Origin of the sequence: Pseudomonas sp. B23(2017), assembly GCF_002113725.1 — a bacterium.
Classification (GTDB): Bacteria; Pseudomonadota; Gammaproteobacteria; order Pseudomonadales; family Pseudomonadaceae; genus Aquipseudomonas; species Aquipseudomonas putida_Z.
In genome coordinates this window covers 405,110-420,973 of sequence record NZ_NEJM01000001.1, presented here as the reverse complement: position 1 = coordinate 420,973, position 15,864 = coordinate 405,110, and the positions used below count along the sequence as shown (strand labels likewise).

The window sequence follows — 15,864 nt, the reverse complement described above, 5'->3', positions numbered from 1 at the left end:
TTTGTCGAGATATCCGCGTGCTTCTCGGCCAAGTGGCGCTGTGCGCCGGCATGGCTAATGGATATGATGCGCGCCATGCACATCTCCCCTGAACACCCGATGCTTGCGGCCGTCGTCGACGATCTGGTCACCCATGGCTGGTCCCAGCAGGCGCTTTTTCTGCCTGCCGACCTGGTGCGCGCGCTCGCGGCTGAGTGCCGGCGCCGTGATGCCGAAGGCGAACTCAACCCTGCAGGGGTTGGGCGCGGTGCTGCCCAGGAGGTGCGCGAGGCCATTCGCGGCGACCAGATCCAGTGGATCGACCCTGGCCAGGCCGAGGCCTGCGACCAGTACCTGAGCGCCATGGACCAGCTGCGCCAGGCCATCAACCAGGGCCTGTTCCTCGGCCTGGAAGACTTCGAGTGCCATTTTGCCTTGTACCCGCCAGGGGCGTTCTATCGCCGGCACCTGGACCGCTTCCGCGACGATGACCGGCGCATGGTGTCGGCAGTCCTGTACCTGAATGAAGGCTGGCAGCCGCAGGACGGTGGCCAGTTGCGCATGTTCCTGGCGGACGGTGTCGAGCATGATGTCGAGCCGGTGGCGGGCTGCCTGGTAGTGTTCCTGTCGGGCGAGTTGCCCCATGAGGTGCTGCCGGCAGGGCGTGAGCGGCTTTCGTTGACCGGCTGGTTCCGGCGCCGTGGCAATGACCCGTTCTGACCTGCCCAAGGTGCTGGTCAGCGCCTGCCTGCTGGGGCAACCGGTGCGCTATGACGGCCGCGCCAGTGGCCACCCCGACCTGTTGCAGCGCTGGCAGGCCGAAGGGCGCGTGGTGCCGTTGTGCCCGGAAGTGGCGGGTGGCTTGCCGACCCCACGGCCGCCTGCAGAGATACCGGGCGGGCAGGGTGGGGAGGTGCTCGACGGTGGCGCGCAGGTGCTGACGGTGACGGGCGAGGATGTCAGCGCCGAGTTCCTGGCCGGGGCGCAGCGGGCGCTGGAGCTGGTGCGCCGGCATGGCATTCGTGTGGCCGTGCTGAAGGCCGGAAGCCCTTCGTGTGGCAACCGGTTGACCTATGACGGCACGTTCGGTGGTGTGAAGGTGGCCGGGGAAGGGGTGACCACGGCATTGCTGCGGCGGGCGGGGGTGCTGGTGTTCAGCGAGCTGGAGCTGGACGAGGCACAGCAGGCTCTGGCCGGGCTTTCAGCTTGAGCCTGTACCGGCCTCTTCGCGGGCTCGCCCGCTCCCACAGGGATAGCACCCGCTCCCGGGCCTGTGATTAACCTGTGGGAGCGGGCGTGCCCGCGAAGAGGCCAGTACAGGCAATAAAGCGCTTACTGCCCGGCCGCAGTCTCAGGCACACCCTTGAACCACTTCTGCTCAAGCTCGGCAGTCCGCCCGCTGTCCTTGAGCCGCTGCAGTGCATTGTTCACCGCGCTCTCGAACGCCGGGTTGTCCTTCTGGAACGGGATCACCAGCTGCTTCTCGCCAAACGGCAGGCTCACATCGAGCTGGCCGTCACCTTTGGGCGATTCGCTCGACGGGGTCAGTGCGATGTCGTACTTGCCACTCTCGACACCGGGCAGTACCTCTGCCGCAGGGGCTTCGATGAACTCGGCGCGCAGGTCCAGTTCCTTGGCCAGGTCCTGGCCAAACTCGATCTCGAAACCGGTCAGGTGGTCATTTTCCTTGAATGCGTACGGCGAGTTGTCGGCCTGTACGGCAATGCGCAGTTCGCCCCGGTCGGCAATTTCGTCTATCAGCTCGGCCTGAGCCAATGGCGTGATCAGTACCGCCAGCATTACTCCGATGATCGAACGCATTAAAGCCCCTTTCTCTTTGGCAGATGAATAACCTTCGCCACGGCTTTCTTCCTCGCCGTGGTCGAGCGCAGCCTATGACCTTGAAGCCTCGGCATTGTTTAACCCGGATTGAAATATTTCTGCCTGACGATGTGAACATCTGGGCAAACATATCAACTAAGGTGAACCACCGCCGCCACTGGAATACTGGCGGCGGTCAATAAGTGAATCACAGGAGAAGTGAATGAACAGCCTATTTTCGCGTGCTGCCGTTGCTGGTCTGTTGATGGGAGCGTCAATGTTCGCCAGTGCCGCAGATGCCCTGAAGAGCCAGGAGCCGCCCAAGGATGCCAAGGTCTTCATCGTTTCCCCCGCCGATGGCGCCACGGTCGACAAGACCTTCACCGTCAAGTTCGGCATCGAGGGCATGGCGCTCAAGCCTGCGGGCGACAGCACCCCGCACACCGGGCACCACCACCTGCTGGTGGACGTGGATAAAGAGCCGGTGGCCGACATGGCGCTGCCATCCAGCCTTATGCCACAGGCCGGCACCGCATTGCCGGATGGCCCGCAAGTGCTGCACTTCGGCAAGGCGCAGACCGAGACCAGCATTACGCTGACCCCGGGCAAGCACACCCTGCAGTTGGTGCTGGGTGACCAGTATCACGTGCCGTTCAAGCCGAGCGTCGTGTCGCAGAAGATTACTGTCGACGTGAAATAGGTGTCGGGTTCTTCGCGGGCTTGCCCGCTCCCACAGGATCACCACTGGCTTCAAGGCTGGTGAGGACCCTGTGGGAGCGGGCAAGCCCGCGAAGCAAGCGACACCAATGTCACAGGCAAAAAAAGGGAGGCCACCGGGGCCTCCCTTTTTCATGCCGCCAGCGAACTTAGAACAGGACGCGGGAACGGATGGTGCCCTTGACCTGTTGCAGCTTCTCTTGCGCCAGGTCGGAGTACTCGGCGTCAACGTCGATCACCACGTAACCGACTTTCTCGTTGGTCTGCAGGAACTGACCGGAGATGTTGATGCCGTTCTCGGCGAAGACCTTGTTGATCTCGCTGAGCACGCCCGGGATGTTTTCGTGGATGTGCAGCAGGCGGTGCTTGCCTGGGTGCGCCGGCAGGGCCACTTCCGGGAAGTTGACCGAGGATACCGAGGTACCGTTGTCGCTGTACTTGACCAGCTTCTCGGCCACTTCCAGGCCGATGTTGGCTTGGGCTTCAGCGGTGGAACCACCGATGTGCGGGGTCAGGATCACGTTGTCCAGGCCACGCAGCGGGCTTTCGAACTGCTCGTCGTTGGAGCGCGGCTCCACCGGGAACACGTCGATGGCGGCGCCGATCAGGTGCTGGTCCTTGATGGCGGCGGCCAGGTGGTCCAGCTCGACCACGGTGCCGCGTGCGGCGTTGATCAGGATCGCGCCCTTCTTCATCGCGCGGATTTCCTTCTCGCCGATCATCCACTGGGTGGACGGCAGCTCAGGCACGTGCAGCGAAACGATGTCGGCCAGGCCCAGCAGCTCGTGCAGGCTGGTGACCTGCACGGCGTTGCCCAGTGGCAGCTTGGTCAGCGGGTCGTAGAAATACACCTGCATGCCCATGTTCTCGGCCAGGACCGACAGCTGGGTGCCGATCGAGCCGTAACCGACGATACCCAGCTTCTTGCCGCGGATTTCGAAGGAGTTGGCCGCGCTCTTGATCCAGCCGCCACGGTGGCAGGAAGCGTTCTTCTCGGGGATGCCGCGCAGCAGCAGGATGGCTTCGGCCAGTACCAGTTCGGCTACCGAACGGGTGTTGGAGTATGGCGCGTTGAACACGGCGATACCGCGCTCGCGGGCAGCTTCCAGGTCGACCTGGTTGGTGCCGATGCAGAAGCAGCCAACGGCGACCAGTTTCTTGGCGCAGTCGAAGATCTCTTCGGTCAGCTGGGTGCGCGAACGGATGCCGATGAAGTGGGCATCGGCGATCTTTTCCTTCAGCTCGGCTTCCGGCAGCGAACCAGTGAGGTATTCGATGTTGGTGTAGCCGGCGGCCTTGAGGGTATCGACCGCGTTCTGGTGCACACCTTCAAGAAGAAGGAACCGGATCTTGCTCTTGTCGAGAGAAGTCTTGCTCATCTGCGTAAACCTGTATCCCGGAGAAAAAATGGCGAGGGTGATGCCAGGCGCAAAGGCAGCCTTAGCATGAACAGCGGGAGGGCTATGCTAGCATACGCGACACAATCTGAGCTTATCCCGACAGGTGAAGAGTGCTCAGGGTGACTATGAATAAGTCGAGAGTTCCAGCGATGACCCACCCCGCTGCTATTGATGAACTGATGACCTTTGTCGACCCTGGCAAGGTCCTGACCGACGCAGCTTCCCTGGAAGCCTATGGCAAGGACTGGACCAAGCATTACCCACCGGCGCCCAGCGCCATCGTCTTCCCCAAGACGGTGGAGCAGGTGCAGGCGATCGTGCGCTGGGCCAATACGCACAAGGTGGCGCTGGTGCCGTCGGGCGGGCGTACCGGGCTTTCCGCAGGCGCCGTGGCGGCCAATGGCGAAGTGGTGGTCGCCTTCGACTACATGAACCAGATTCTCGGCTTCAATGCCTTCGACCGCACCGTGGTCTGCCAGCCAGGGGTGATTACCCGCCAGTTGCAGGCCTACGCCGAAGAACAGGGCCTGTATTACCCGGTGGACTTCGCCTCCAGCGGCTCCAGCCAGATTGGCGGCAATATCGGCACCAATGCCGGCGGAATCAAGGTGATTCGCTACGGCATGACCCGCAACTGGGTGGCCGGGCTGAAAGTGGTCACCGGCAAGGGTGAGCTGCTGGAGCTGAACAAGGACCTGATCAAGAACGCCACCGGCTACGACCTGCGCCAGCTGTTCATCGGTGCCGAAGGTACCCTGGGCTTTGTGGTCGAGGCCACCATGCGTCTGGACCGTGCGCCGCGCAACCTCACCGCGATGGTGCTGGGGACCCCGGATTTCGACTCGATCATGCCGGTGCTGCATGCCTTCCAGGGCAAGCTGGACCTGACCGCCTTCGAGTTCTTTTCCGACAAGGGCCTGGCCAGGATCCTGGCGCGTGGCGATGTGCCGGCGCCGTTCGAGACCGACTGCCCGTTCTATGCGCTGCTGGAATTCGAGGCCAGCACCGAGGAGGTGGCCAACGAAGCCCTGGCCACCTTCGAGCACTGCGTCGAGCAAGGCTGGGTGCTGGACGGGGTGATGAGCCAGAGCGAGACCCAGCTGAAAAACCTGTGGAAACTGCGCGAGTACCTGTCGGAAACCATCTCGCACTGGACCCCGTACAAGAACGACATTTCTGTCACGGTATCGAAAGTGCCAGCGTTCCTGCGCGATATCGATGCCATCGTCGCCGAACATTACCCGGATTACGAAGTGGTGTGGTACGGCCACATCGGCGACGGCAACCTGCACCTGAACATCCTCAAGCCCGAGCACATGAGCAAGGATGACTTCTTCGCTTCGTGCACCAAGGTCAACAAGTGGGTGTTCGATATCGTCAAACGCTACAACGGCTCGATCTCGGCCGAGCACGGCGTGGGCATGACCAAGCGAGACTACCTGGGCTACAGCCGCTCGCCCGAAGAAATCGCCTGCATGAAGGCAATAAAGGCCGTGTTCGACCCTAACGGCATCATGAATCCGGGTAAGATCTTCGCACCTGAATAGAAAGCAGTATCCAGAGGAGTCGGCCATGAGTTACCAGCACCAGTACGTAGACGGCACACGCATTCACTTCCCGCTGGGCAAGGTGGTGTGCATCGGCCGTAACTATGCCGAGCATGCCAAGGAGCTGGACAACCCGATCCCCACCGAACCGCTGCTATTCATCAAGCCGGGCAGCTGCGTAGTGCCGGCCGAGGGCGGCTTCAAGATTCCGACGGAACGTGGCTCGGTGCACTATGAGGCGGAAATTGCCGTGCTGCTGGGCAAGCCGCTGTCGACTCATCCGAGCGAGGAAGAGGTGCTGGACGCCATTTCCGGTTACGCCCCGGCGCTGGACCTCACCCTGCGCGATGTGCAGGCCAAGCTGAAAGAGAAGGGCCTGCCATGGGAGTTGGCCAAGTGCTTCGACGGCGCCTGCGTACTGCCGCCGTTCGTGTCGGCCGCCAGCTTCGAGGACGTGACCGACATCCCGGTGCGCCTGACCGTCAACGGCGAAGTTCGCCAGGACGGTAACAGCGCGATGATGCTGAACCCGATCGTGCCGATGATTCAGTACATGGCCGCGCATTTCTCGCTGCAGGCGGGGGATGTGATTCTCACCGGCACCCCGGCGGGTGTGGGGCCGTTCAATGTCGGTGACGAACTGGTGCTGGAGCTGCCGGGTGTGAGCCGCTTCGAAAGCCGGGTGCTCTGATTCGAGACCGCGTCGCCTTCTTCGCGGGCACGCCCGCTCCCACAGGAATATCACAAGCTTCAAACCTGTGGAGAACCCTGTGGGAGCGGGTTCACCCGCGAAGAGGCCGGTCCTGTTTACCGATTTTTCACACCTGATCCGGATAATGCGCGAACCTACGCCCATTTCCCCAGGACCCCTGCATGCCATCTCCCTCCAGCGCCCCGGCAACCCCCAAGCGTCGTTTCTTCCTGCGCTGGCCCTTCGGCCTGGCCGCGGCGGCGGTAATTGGCTATGGCGTGGCCGTGGCCATGCACTGGGATGACCGCGGCGCGCTGTGGGTCAAGGAAAGCTTCGAAAGCACCGCCGAGCGCAGCGAAAGCGTATGGCTGCCGGACTACCAGGTCGACATCGATGCCAAGCCGCTGCCGGGCATGGACGACGATGAAGCTTCGGATGTGGCCTTCAACCCGCGTACCCGCACCCTGTTCGCAGTCATGGGCAAGAACCCGATCCTGGTCGAACTGAGCCTGGATGGCGATGTACTGCGCAAGATCCCCCTCAATGGCTGGAACAACCCGGAAGGCGTCGCCGTGTTGGAAGACGGCTTCCTGGCAATCACCGATGAGCGCCTGCACGACCTGACCGTGGTCAAGGTGGATGCGCAGACCACCTCTTTGAACCATGATGATTTCCAGAGCCACGACCTGGGCCAGTCGGTGAAGAGCAACAAGGGCTTCGAGGCGGTGGCCTGGGACCCGCTGCGCCAGCGCCTGGTCATCGGCGAGGAGCGCCCGCCAAGGCTGTACACCTGGAACACCGATGGCCGCAGCCCGCTCACGGGCGAAAAGCAGCCGTTGCCCAACGATGAACTGGACCTGCGCAACCTCTCGGCGCTGGGCGTCGACCCGCGTACCGGCCACCTGCTGGCGTTGTCGGCCGATTCCAACATGCTGCTGGAGCTGGACGAGCAGGGGCAGCAGGTCAGCTTCATGACCTTGCTCGGCGGTTTCAACGGCCTGCAGGACACCATTCCGCGTGCCGAAGGGGTGGCCATGGACGACAAGGGCAATTTGTACATGGTCAGCGAGCCGGCCCTGTTCTATCGCTTCAGAAAGAACTGAGCCCAACATCCGACTTTTCGGATGCTGGCATTAAGCTTTAATTCAGTGGTTCATGGTTAGATTCGCCACCCCTATGTCGAGTCTGCCCTCATGCGCCGTTCTGTTCGCCTGTTCCTTGTTTTGGCCGCCATCGGCCTGCTGCTGCTCGGCCTGGCCGGGCAGGAGTTCCGCCTGTTCGAGCGTGGCTGGTTCAACCTCAAGGCCTGGTGGCAGCCCGCCGAGCAGAGCATCGGCCTGGACCGCTACCGGGTGGTGGTGGAGGCGCAGCCGGTCGAAGGGCTGGATGACGACATATCGGCGCTGACCTACGACCCCGACCGCAAGACCCTGTTTACCGTCACCAATGCCCGCTCGGAGCTGATCGAGCTGTCGCTGGACGGCCGCATCCTGCGCCGGGTGCCGCTGACCGGCTTCGGCGACCCGGAAGCCGTGGAGTACGTCGGGCCCAACAGCTATGTGATCACCGACGAGCGTCAGCAGCGGCTGATTCGCGTGCGCCTGGAGGACGACACGATGTTCCTCGATGCCGGCGATGCCGAGCAGCTGACCCTGGGCATTGGCCTGAACGGCAACAAGGGTTTCGAGGGGCTGGCTTACGATTCGGCGGGCAAGCGCCTGTTCGTGGCCAAGGAGCGTGACCCGATGCTGATCTACGAGGTGCATGGCTTCCCGCACGACAACCCTGAGCAGCCCTATGCGGTGCATGTGGTGCAGGACCGCAAGCGCGATTCGCGGCTGTTCGTGCGGGACCTGTCGAGCTTGCAGTTCGATGAGCGCAGCGGGCACCTGCTGGCGCTGTCGGACGAGTCGCGGCTGGTGCTGGAGCTGGATGTGGAGGGCCGGCCGCTGAGTACCTTGTCGTTGCGCAAGGGGTTCCAGGGGTTGCAGGAGACGGTGCCGCAGGCGGAGGGGATTGCGATGGATGAGGCAGGGACCATCTATATGGTCAGTGAGCCGAACTTGTTCTATGTGTTCAAACAGCCAGCGGAGTGAGTGCCTGTGAGGACCTATTCGCGGGCATGCCCGCTCCCACAGGTACGCCACAGGTTTTGGACCCTGTGCAATACCTGTGGGAGCGGGCGCGCCCGCGAAGAAGGTCACTCGGCCTTGAGGCTCTTCACGCCCTCAGAGGTACCCAGCAGCAGCAAATCCGCCGGACGCGCCGCGAACAGGCCGTTGGTCACCACGCCAACGATGGCGTTGATCTGTGCTTCCAGCTCCACCGGGTTGGTGATCTGCAGGTTGTGCACATCGAGGATCACGTTGCCGTTGTCGGTAACCACGCCCTCACGGTACACCGGGTCACCACCCAGCTTGACCAGCTGGCGCGCCACGTGGCTGCGGGCCATCGGGATCACTTCTACCGGCAGCGGGAAGGCGCCCAGCACCGGTACCAGCTTGCTGGCGTCGGCGATGCAGATGAAGGTCTTGGCCACGGCGGCGACGATCTTCTCGCGGGTCAGGGCTGCGCCGCCGCCCTTGATCAGGTTCAGGTGCGCGTCGCTCTCGTCGGCGCCGTCCACGTAGAACTCCAGTTCGCTGACGCTGTTCAGCTCGTAGACCGGGATGCCATGGCCCTTCAGACGCTGGGCAGTGGCTTCGGAGCTGGCGACCGCGCCGTCGAAGGCGGTCTTGTGCTGAGCCAGGGCGTCGATGAAGAAGTTGGCGGTCGAACCGGTGCCGACGCCGACGACGCTCTTTTCATCCAGCTTGGGCAGAATGAAGTCGACAGCGGCCTGGGCGACGGCCTGTTTGAGTTGGTCCTGGGTCATGCGGGCTCCGAGAGGGGCAGGGCGGTTTTGAAAAGAGCCTAGTATAACGGCTCGGGCGGCTTTGCTGTGGTCGCCCGACGTAGCGCTGGGGTAGACTCCCAGCCCTTGTCCCGCGGCCCAGTGATGCATTCCCGATGCTCGAACAGTACGTCAAGAAGATCCTCACCTCGCGCGTCTACGACGTTGCGGTCGAAACCCCGCTGCAGAGCGCCGGGCAGCTGAGCAAGCGCCTGGGCAACCAGATTCTGCTCAAGCGCGAAGACCTGCAGCCGGTGTTCTCGTTCAAGATCCGCGGGGCCTACAACAAGCTGGCTCAACTGACCCCGGAAGAACTGGCCCGTGGCGTGGTCACCGCCTCCGCCGGCAACCACGCCCAGGGCCTGGCCCTGGCAGCGCGCGAGATGGGCATCAAGGCCACTATCGTGATGCCCAAGACCACCCCGGAAATCAAGGTTGAAGGCGTGCGTTCGCGGGGCGGCAAGGTGGTGCTGCATGGCGACTCGTTCCCCGAGGCGCTGGCCTATTCGCTGAAACTGGTCGATGAAAAGGGCTTCGTCTACGTGCACCCCTACGACGACCCGCACACCATCGCCGGGCAGGGCACCGTGGCCATGGAGATCCTGCGCCAGCACCCAGGCCAGCTGGACGCGATCTTCGTGCCGGTGGGTGGCGGCGGCCTGATCGCCGGCATTGCTGCCTACGTGAAGTACCTGCGCCCGGAAATCAAGGTGATTGGCGTCGAGCCGGACGACTCCAACTGCCTGCAGGCGGCCATGGCGGCCGGCGAGCGCGTGGTGCTGCCGCAGGTCGGGCTGTTCGCCGACGGCGTGGCGGTGGCGCAGATCGGCCAGCACACCTTCGATATCTGCCGCCATCATGTGGATGAAGTGGTCACCGTCAGTACCGACGAGATCTGCGCGGCTATCAAGGATATCTACGATGATACCCGCTCGATCACCGAACCTGCCGGCGCCTTGGGCGTGGCGGGCATCAAGAAGTACGTCGAGCTGTACGGCGTGACCGGGCAGACCCTGGTGGCCATCGACTCCGGTGCCAACGTCAACTTCGACCGCCTGCGCCATGTGGCCGAGCGTGCCGAGCTGGGTGAAAAGCGCGAAGCGATCATCGCCGTGACCATCCCTGAGCGCCCGGGCAGCTTCAAGGCCTTCTGCGAGGCTATCGGCAAGCGCCAGATCACCGAATTCAACTACCGCAAGCACACCTCCGACGAGGCGCATATCTTCGTCGGCGTGCAGACCCACCCGGAAAACGACCCGCGTGCGGCACTGGTACAGCAACTGACCGAGCAGGGCTTCCCGGTTACCGACCTGACCGACAACGAGCTGGCCAAGCTGCATATTCGCCACATGGTCGGTGGCCATTCGGCCGGTGCCAGTGACGAGATGGTGCTGCGCTTCGAGTTCCCCGAGCGGCCGGGGGCGCTGTTCAACTTCCTCAACAAGCTGGGCGGGCGCTGGAACATCTCGATGTTCCATTACCGCAACCATGGTGCCGCTGACGGGCGCGTGGTGGCGGGGTTGCAGGTGCCGGAAGACGAGCGCCATCTGGTGCCGGCGGCGCTGGCGAAGATCGGCTACCCGTACTGGGACGAGACTGACAACCCGGCTTACAAGCTGTTCCTGGGCTGAGCGGCTAAGCTGGGGCTGATGGCCCTTTCGCGGGCTTGCCCGCTCCCACAGGTAATGCGCAGGCTTCAGGGCCTGTGATATCCCTGTGGGAACGGGCAAGCCCGCGAAGAAGCCTGCACAAAATGGCCTGCTTAAGGACAACCGAGACATGGAACACCTGACCACCCTCAAGACCCTGCATATCCTCGCCACCGCGCTCCTGCTGCTGGGTGCTCTGGGCCTGGCGCTCTGGACCGTGCGCGCCCGCCGCCAGGGCGATGCCGAGGCCTACGCCAAGCTGCTGCGTCGGCCGCTGGTGTTCGTCTGGCTGGTGATGGGCCTGTGCCTGGTGAGCATGCCATTTACCGGCTGGTGGCTGGTGCACCTGGTGGGCTGGCCGCTGGGGCAGACCTGGGTGCTGGCGTCCAGCGTCATCTATACGCTGGGCGCGTTTGCCGTGTGGTGGCTGCTGGTGCGGCTGAACCGGCTGCGCAAGGCCGAGGTGGTGGGGTTGCGCTTTACCCTGGCACTGGCGGTGTTCAGTGGGGTTTGCTTCCTGTCCATCGCCGGGCTGATGGGGGCCAAGCCGGTCTGACAGGCTTGTGCTGTATGTGCCGGCCTCTTCGCGGGCGCGCCCGCTCCCACAGGTACGGCGCAGCCCTCCAGGCTTGTGGTGATCCCTGTGGGAGCGGGCATGCCCGCGAAGAGGCCGGCACAGGAAAACCTCAATCCCGCAGCGAAACCACCGGCCACCCGCGCATCTCGGCCTCCGCCCGCAGCTTCGGGTCGGGGTCCACCGCCACCGCATGCGCCACTCGCTGCAACAACGGCAAATCGTTCATCGAGTCGCTATAGAAATAGCTGTCTTCAAGATCGAAGCCGTTCTCCAGCATCCAGCGCTCCAGCCGCGTCACCTTGCCTTCACGGAAACACGGTATATCGGTACTACGCCCGGTATAGCGGCCATCACGCATCTCGCATTCGGTCGCCAGCAACACGCGAACCCCCAGGCGCCGGGCAATCGGTGCGGTGACGAAGCGGTTGGTGGCGGTGATGATCACCAGCTGGTCGCCGGCCTCGCGGTGCTGCTGAAGCAAGCTCAGCGCCTTGGGCAGGATGATCGGCTCGATGCAGTCGCGCATGAAGTCGCGGTGCCATTCGTCGAGCTGGGCTACCGGTGTTGCCGCAAGGATTTCCATGGAAAAGGCCAGGTAGGCCTGCAGGTCCAGGGTGCCGTTCAGGTATTCCTGATAGAAGCCATCGTTGCGTTGCTTGTAGGTAACCGGGTCGAGGATGCCGCGCTGGCAAAGGTAGTCACCCCAGGCATGGTCGCTGTCGCCACCGAGGAGGGTATTGTCCAGGTCGAATAAAGCCAGGCGCATCGCGGTCACTCGCATAAGCCACAGGGTAGGCCCGCAGAATACGGAGTTTTCACGCTGCTGCACATAAGCTTGGCGGGCGCGTTGCTGCGCTCGCAAGCTTTGTGGAACAATGCGGTGACATGCGTTTGCGAGGTTGCTGCCGTGATCGACCCGGATGGTTTTCGCCCCAATGTCGGGATCATTCTCACGAATGATGCCGGGCAGGTGCTATGGGCTCGACGGATCAACCAGGATGCCTGGCAGTTTCCCCAGGGTGGCATCAACCCTGACGAGACGCCGGAAGATGCCCTGTACCGCGAGCTGAACGAAGAAGTTGGCCTTGAACGCGATGATGTGGAAATTCTTGCCTGCACCCGTGGCTGGTTGCGTTATCGTTTACCCCAGCGACTGGTGCGTACGCATAGCCAGCCGCTGTGCATCGGCCAGAAGCAGAAATGGTTCCTGCTGCGTCTGGTCAGCAACGAACAACGGGTGCGGATGGACCTGACCGGCAAGCCGGAATTCGACGGCTGGCGCTGGGTCAGCTATTGGTACCCGCTGGGCCAGGTTGTGACATTCAAGCGCGAGGTCTACCGACGCGCCCTGAAAGAGCTAGCACCGCGTCTGCTGACGCGCGACTGACGACGGAGTTCGACCCCGAGCCATGCTCAATACGCTGCGCAAGATCGTCCAGGAAGTAAACTCCGCCAAAGATCTCAAGTCGGCGTTGGGGATCATTGTCTTGCGTGTCAAGGAGGCCATGGGCAGCCAGGTCTGCTCGGTCTACCTGCTCGACCCGGAAACCAACCGCTTCGTGCTGATGGCCACCGAAGGCCTGAACAAGCGCTCCATCGGCAAGGTCAGCATGGCCCCCAACGAAGGCCTGGTCGGCCTGGTCGGTACCCGGGAAGAGCCGCTGAACCTGGAAAACGCTGCCGACCACCCGCGTTACCGCTACTTTGCCGAAACCGGCGAGGAAAAATTCGCCTCCTTCCTCGGCGCGCCGATCATCCACCACCGCCGCGTGGTCGGGGTATTGGTCATCCAGCAAAAGGAGCGCCGCCAGTTCGACGAGGGCGAAGAAGCCTTTCTGGTCACCATGAGCGCCCAGCTCGCAGGGGTTATCGCCCACGCCGAGGCCACCGGCTCGATCCGTGGCCTGGGCCGCCAGGGCAAGGGTATCCAGGAGGCGCGCTTCGTCGGTGTACCGGGCTCGCCTGGCGCCGCCGTGGGGCGCGCAGTGGTGATGCTGCCGCCAGCCGATCTGGAAGTGGTACCGGACAAGACCGTCGATGACATCGACGCCGAACTGAAGCTGTTCCAGAACGCCCTCGAAGGTGTGCGCGACGATATGCGCAAGCTGTCGGCCAAGCTGGCCACCCAGCTGCGCCCGGAGGAGCGTGCACTGTTCGATGTGTACCTGATGATGCTCGAAGACGCGGCCCTGGGCGGTGAGGTGACCGAGGTCATCAAGACCGGCCAGTGGGCCCAGGGCGCACTGCGCCAGGTGGTGGGCGAGCACGTCAACCGCTTCGAGCTGATGGACGATGACTACCTGCGCGAGCGCGCCTCCGACGTCAAGGACCTGGGCCGGCGCCTGCTGGCCTACCTGCAGGAAGCCCGCGCGCAGTCGCTGGTGTATGCCGACAACACCATCCTGGTCAGTGAAGAGCTGACCCCGGCGATGCTCGGCGAAGTGCCGGAAGGCAAGCTGGTCGGCCTGGTCTCGGTACTGGGCTCGGGCAACTCCCACGTCGCCATCCTGGCTCGCGCCATGGGTATCCCCACGGTGATGGGCCTGGTCGACTTGCCTTATTCCAAGGTCGACGGCATCGAGATGATCGTCGACGGCTACAAGGGCGAGGTGTTCACCAACCCCAGCGAAGTGCTGCGCAAGCAGTACAGCGACGTGGTCGAGGAGGAGCGCCAGCTGGCCCAGGGCCTGGATGCCCTGCGTGAACTGCCGTGCGTTACCCCGGACGGCCACCGCATGCCGCTGTGGGTCAACACCGGCCTGCTCGCCGACGTGGCCCGTGCCCAGCAGCGTGGCGCCGAAGGGGTGGGGCTGTACCGCACCGAAGTGCCGTTCATGATCAACCAGCGCTTCCCCAGCGAAAAAGAGCAGCTGGCCATCTACCGCGAGCAGCTGGCGGCCTTCCACCCGCTGCCGGTGACCATGCGTACCCTCGACATCGGTGGCGACAAGTCGCTGTCATACTTCCCGATCAAGGAAGAAAACCCGTTCCTCGGCTGGCGCGGCATTCGCGTCACCCTCGACCACCCGGAAATCTTCCTGGTACAGACTCGCGCCATGCTCAAGGCCAGCGAGGGGCTGAACAACCTGCGTATCCTGCTGCCGATGATTTCCGGCATCCATGAGCTGGAAGAGGCGCTGCACCTGATCCACCGCGCCTGGGGCGAGGTGCGTGACGAAGGCACCGATGTGCCGATGCCACCGGTTGGCGTGATGGTGGAAATTCCTGCGGCGGTGTACCAGACCAAGGAACTGGCGCGGCAGGTGGACTTCCTGTCGGTCGGTTCCAACGACCTGACCCAGTATCTGCTGGCGGTGGACCGCAACAACCCGCGGGTCGCCGACTTGTACGACTACCTGCACCCGGCGGTGTTGCAGGCGCTGAACACGGTGGTGCGCGACGCCCATGGCGAAGGCAAGCCGGTGAGTATCTGCGGTGAGATGGCCGGTGACCCGGCAGCGGCGATCCTGTTGATGGCCATGGGCTTCGACAGCCTGTCGATGAACGCCACCAACCTGCCGAAGGTGAAGTGGATGCTGCGACAGGTGAATATGAGCAAGGCCAAGGAGCTGCTGGTCGAGGCCTTGAGTCATGACAACCCGCAGGTTATCCACAGCTCGCTGCAACTGGCCCTGAAAAACCTTGGGTTGGCGCGGATGATCGGGCCTGGGGCCAATAAAACCCTCTGAATGTGGGGTGCCTGTTCCGGCCTCTTCGCGGGTAAACCCGCTCCCACAGGTACAGCGCAGCCTTCAGATGCGGCGCAGTACCTGTGGGAGCGGGTTTACCCGCGAAGAGGCCGGAGCAAGCAACATCAAATTATCAGACCAGCAACTCAACTTCCCCCAAATGCCCACCAAAGGGCCCGAAACTGCGTTCAACCAGTCGCCTTTTCCCCTGATCATCCACAATCAGCACCGTGCTCGCCCGCGTCCCATAGTTCTGGCTGGCAATGAACACACTCGACAGCAGCTTCTCGGTCGCCAACCCCACGCCCGTCTCCGGCAACTCGCCCTCCGGCGCCGGTTCGGCATCGGCCAGCAACGCCAGCAAGCGCTGTGGCTCTGGCGTCTCCAGTAACCCTTCCAGCCCACTGCGCGCCTTCACCAGCTTCGGCCAAGGCGTATCCAGCCCGGCATTGGAAAGCCCGTAAACCCCGGCCTCCAGCAAGCGCGGCGCTGCGTCCCGGGCATGCAGATAGCCCAGCTGCCGCCCATCGCCCACCAGCAGGTTGAACCCTGAATATTGCCTGCTGCGGCTGGCCACCTGGTCCAGATAGGCCTCGACCCCCAACTCCCCCTGCAGATACGCCGCCACCAGCTCGCCCCGCGAGCGCGGCCCCAAAGCCTGCGCCGGGTCGCGAATATTGGTCAGCGCCGCGAACCGCCCCTGCGGGCCGACGCCCAGCCAGGTGCCGCCGGCCTCCAGGTCGCGCCCGGCATATACCCCGGGTGCATCCTCCCAGGCCGCCAGGGCCTGGGTGGGGCGGGCATAGAACTCATCGCGGTTGGCCGCCACGATCAGCGGCAGGGCATGCCCCGGCCGCCAGGCGAATACGATCAGGCACATCGGTCGGGCCTCTGGGTTTTT

16 protein-coding genes are annotated in these 15,864 nt (G+C 63.5%); 11 read left to right on the top strand and 5 right to left on the bottom strand.

All coding sequences use genetic code 11. The features are described 5' to 3' along the window. Positions 1 to 66: 66 nt before the first annotated feature. On the top strand, positions 67 to 699 hold the full coding sequence (locus CAG46_RS01850; protein ID WP_085616070.1) for a 2OG-Fe(II) oxygenase: 633 nt from the start codon (positions 67 to 69) through the stop codon (positions 697 to 699). Further along, complete coding sequence (locus CAG46_RS01845) at positions 686 to 1,189, top strand: DUF523 domain-containing protein (RefSeq protein WP_085707962.1); 504 nt, start codon at positions 686 to 688, stop codon at positions 1,187 to 1,189. The genes CAG46_RS01850 and CAG46_RS01845 overlap by 14 nt, the downstream gene beginning before the upstream one ends. A 122-nt stretch (positions 1,190 to 1,311) precedes the next feature. On the opposite strand, the gene CAG46_RS01840 is transcribed toward CAG46_RS01845, so the two are convergent. Beyond that, positions 1,312 to 1,800, bottom strand: coding sequence for an ABC transporter substrate-binding protein (locus CAG46_RS01840; protein ID WP_085614574.1), 489 nt, complete (start codon positions 1,798 to 1,800; stop codon positions 1,312 to 1,314). Positions 1,801 to 2,023: 223 nt separating this feature from the next. On the opposite strand from CAG46_RS01840, the gene CAG46_RS01835 reads away from it, so the two are divergent. Next, a complete protein-coding gene (locus CAG46_RS01835) occupies positions 2,024 to 2,500 on the top strand; it encodes a DUF4399 domain-containing protein (protein ID WP_025341008.1) in 477 nt (158 codons plus the stop codon). A gap of 166 nt (positions 2,501 to 2,666) precedes the next feature. Here CAG46_RS01835 and serA read toward each other — a convergent pair whose 3' ends face one another. Next, complete coding sequence (gene serA, locus CAG46_RS01830; RefSeq protein WP_003258542.1) at positions 2,667 to 3,896, bottom strand: phosphoglycerate dehydrogenase; 1,230 nt, start codon at positions 3,894 to 3,896, stop codon at positions 2,667 to 2,669. Between the two features lie 170 nt (positions 3,897 to 4,066). Here serA and CAG46_RS01825 point away from each other — a divergent pair, with 170 nt between their 5' ends. The 4 genes from CAG46_RS01825 (at position 4,067) to CAG46_RS01810 (ending at position 8,251) form a co-directional block, all read left to right on the top strand. Beyond that, a complete protein-coding gene (locus tag CAG46_RS01825; protein WP_085614575.1) occupies positions 4,067 to 5,464 on the top strand; it encodes an FAD-binding oxidoreductase in 1,398 nt (465 codons plus the stop codon). A 25-nt stretch (positions 5,465 to 5,489) separates the two neighbouring features. Next, positions 5,490 to 6,155, top strand: a complete 666-nt coding sequence (locus CAG46_RS01820) for a fumarylacetoacetate hydrolase family protein (protein ID WP_024087876.1) — start codon at positions 5,490 to 5,492, stop codon at positions 6,153 to 6,155. Positions 6,156 to 6,337: 182 nt separating this feature from the next. Further along, positions 6,338 to 7,258, top strand: a complete 921-nt coding sequence (locus tag CAG46_RS01815; protein WP_085614576.1) for an SdiA-regulated domain-containing protein — start codon at positions 6,338 to 6,340, stop codon at positions 7,256 to 7,258. A gap of 90 nt (positions 7,259 to 7,348) precedes the next feature. Further along, entirely contained in the window at positions 7,349 to 8,251 is a 903-nt protein-coding gene (locus CAG46_RS01810; protein WP_085614577.1) for an SdiA-regulated domain-containing protein, read from the top strand. A 104-nt stretch (positions 8,252 to 8,355) separates the two neighbouring features. Here the strand turns inward: CAG46_RS01810 and rpiA are convergent, their stop codons facing one another. Continuing rightward, entirely contained in the window at positions 8,356 to 9,030 is a 675-nt protein-coding gene (rpiA, locus tag CAG46_RS01805; protein ID WP_013974672.1) for a ribose-5-phosphate isomerase RpiA, read from the bottom strand. A gap of 134 nt (positions 9,031 to 9,164) precedes the next feature. Here rpiA and ilvA point away from each other — a divergent pair, with 134 nt between their 5' ends. After that, on the top strand, positions 9,165 to 10,679 hold the full coding sequence (ilvA, locus tag CAG46_RS01800) for a threonine ammonia-lyase, biosynthetic (RefSeq protein ID WP_013974671.1): 1,515 nt from the start codon (positions 9,165 to 9,167) through the stop codon (positions 10,677 to 10,679). Positions 10,680 to 10,827: 148 nt separating this feature from the next. Then, a complete protein-coding gene (locus tag CAG46_RS01795) occupies positions 10,828 to 11,253 on the top strand; it encodes a DUF2269 domain-containing protein (protein ID WP_085592449.1) in 426 nt (141 codons plus the stop codon). A 130-nt stretch (positions 11,254 to 11,383) separates the two neighbouring features. Here the strand turns inward: CAG46_RS01795 and CAG46_RS01790 are convergent, their stop codons facing one another. Continuing rightward, positions 11,384 to 12,040: an HAD family phosphatase gene (locus CAG46_RS01790; protein WP_075046680.1), complete on the bottom strand. Its 657-nt coding sequence runs from the start codon at positions 12,038 to 12,040 to the stop codon at positions 11,384 to 11,386. A 141-nt stretch (positions 12,041 to 12,181) separates the two neighbouring features. Here CAG46_RS01790 and CAG46_RS01785 point away from each other — a divergent pair, with 141 nt between their 5' ends. Together CAG46_RS01785 and ptsP are read left to right on the top strand one after the other, a co-directional pair. After that, a complete protein-coding gene (locus CAG46_RS01785; RefSeq protein WP_003249017.1) occupies positions 12,182 to 12,661 on the top strand; it encodes an RNA pyrophosphohydrolase in 480 nt (159 codons plus the stop codon). Between the two features lie 22 nt (positions 12,662 to 12,683). Continuing rightward, positions 12,684 to 14,963, top strand: coding sequence for a phosphoenolpyruvate--protein phosphotransferase (ptsP, locus tag CAG46_RS01780; RefSeq protein WP_013974668.1), 2,280 nt, complete (start codon positions 12,684 to 12,686; stop codon positions 14,961 to 14,963). Between the two features lie 133 nt (positions 14,964 to 15,096). Here the strand turns inward: ptsP and CAG46_RS01775 are convergent, their stop codons facing one another. After that, entirely contained in the window at positions 15,097 to 15,843 is a 747-nt protein-coding gene (locus CAG46_RS01775; protein WP_085592453.1) for an NRDE family protein, read from the bottom strand. Between the last annotated feature and the right edge of the window lie 21 nt (positions 15,844 to 15,864).

Excerpts from the sequence above, each read along its gene's own strand:
- CAG46_RS01850 (WP_085616070.1), top strand. The coding sequence starts at position 67 with ATGCGCGCCATGCACATCTCCCCTGAACACCCGATGCTTGCGGCCGTC.
- CAG46_RS01845 (WP_085707962.1), top strand. The coding sequence starts at position 686 with ATGACCCGTTCTGACCTGCCCAAGGTGCTGGTCAGCGCCTGCCTGCTG.
- CAG46_RS01840 (WP_085614574.1), bottom strand. The coding sequence starts at position 1,800 with ATGCGTTCGATCATCGGAGTAATGCTGGCGGTACTGATCACGCCATTG.
- CAG46_RS01835 (WP_025341008.1), top strand. The coding sequence starts at position 2,024 with ATGAACAGCCTATTTTCGCGTGCTGCCGTTGCTGGTCTGTTGATGGGA.
- serA (WP_003258542.1), bottom strand. The coding sequence starts at position 3,896 with ATGAGCAAGACTTCTCTCGACAAGAGCAAGATCCGGTTCCTTCTTCTT.
- CAG46_RS01825 (WP_085614575.1), top strand. The coding sequence starts at position 4,067 with ATGACCCACCCCGCTGCTATTGATGAACTGATGACCTTTGTCGACCCT.
- CAG46_RS01820 (WP_024087876.1), top strand. The coding sequence starts at position 5,490 with ATGAGTTACCAGCACCAGTACGTAGACGGCACACGCATTCACTTCCCG.
- CAG46_RS01815 (WP_085614576.1), top strand. The coding sequence starts at position 6,338 with ATGCCATCTCCCTCCAGCGCCCCGGCAACCCCCAAGCGTCGTTTCTTC.
- CAG46_RS01810 (WP_085614577.1), top strand. The coding sequence starts at position 7,349 with ATGCGCCGTTCTGTTCGCCTGTTCCTTGTTTTGGCCGCCATCGGCCTG.
- rpiA (WP_013974672.1), bottom strand. The coding sequence starts at position 9,030 with ATGACCCAGGACCAACTCAAACAGGCCGTCGCCCAGGCCGCTGTCGAC.
- ilvA (WP_013974671.1), top strand. The coding sequence starts at position 9,165 with ATGCTCGAACAGTACGTCAAGAAGATCCTCACCTCGCGCGTCTACGAC.
- CAG46_RS01795 (WP_085592449.1), top strand. The coding sequence starts at position 10,828 with ATGGAACACCTGACCACCCTCAAGACCCTGCATATCCTCGCCACCGCG.
- CAG46_RS01790 (WP_075046680.1), bottom strand. The coding sequence starts at position 12,040 with ATGCGCCTGGCTTTATTCGACCTGGACAATACCCTCCTCGGTGGCGAC.
- ptsP (WP_013974668.1), top strand. The coding sequence starts at position 12,684 with ATGCTCAATACGCTGCGCAAGATCGTCCAGGAAGTAAACTCCGCCAAA.
- CAG46_RS01775 (WP_085592453.1), bottom strand. The coding sequence starts at position 15,843 with ATGTGCCTGATCGTATTCGCCTGGCGGCCGGGGCATGCCCTGCCGCTG.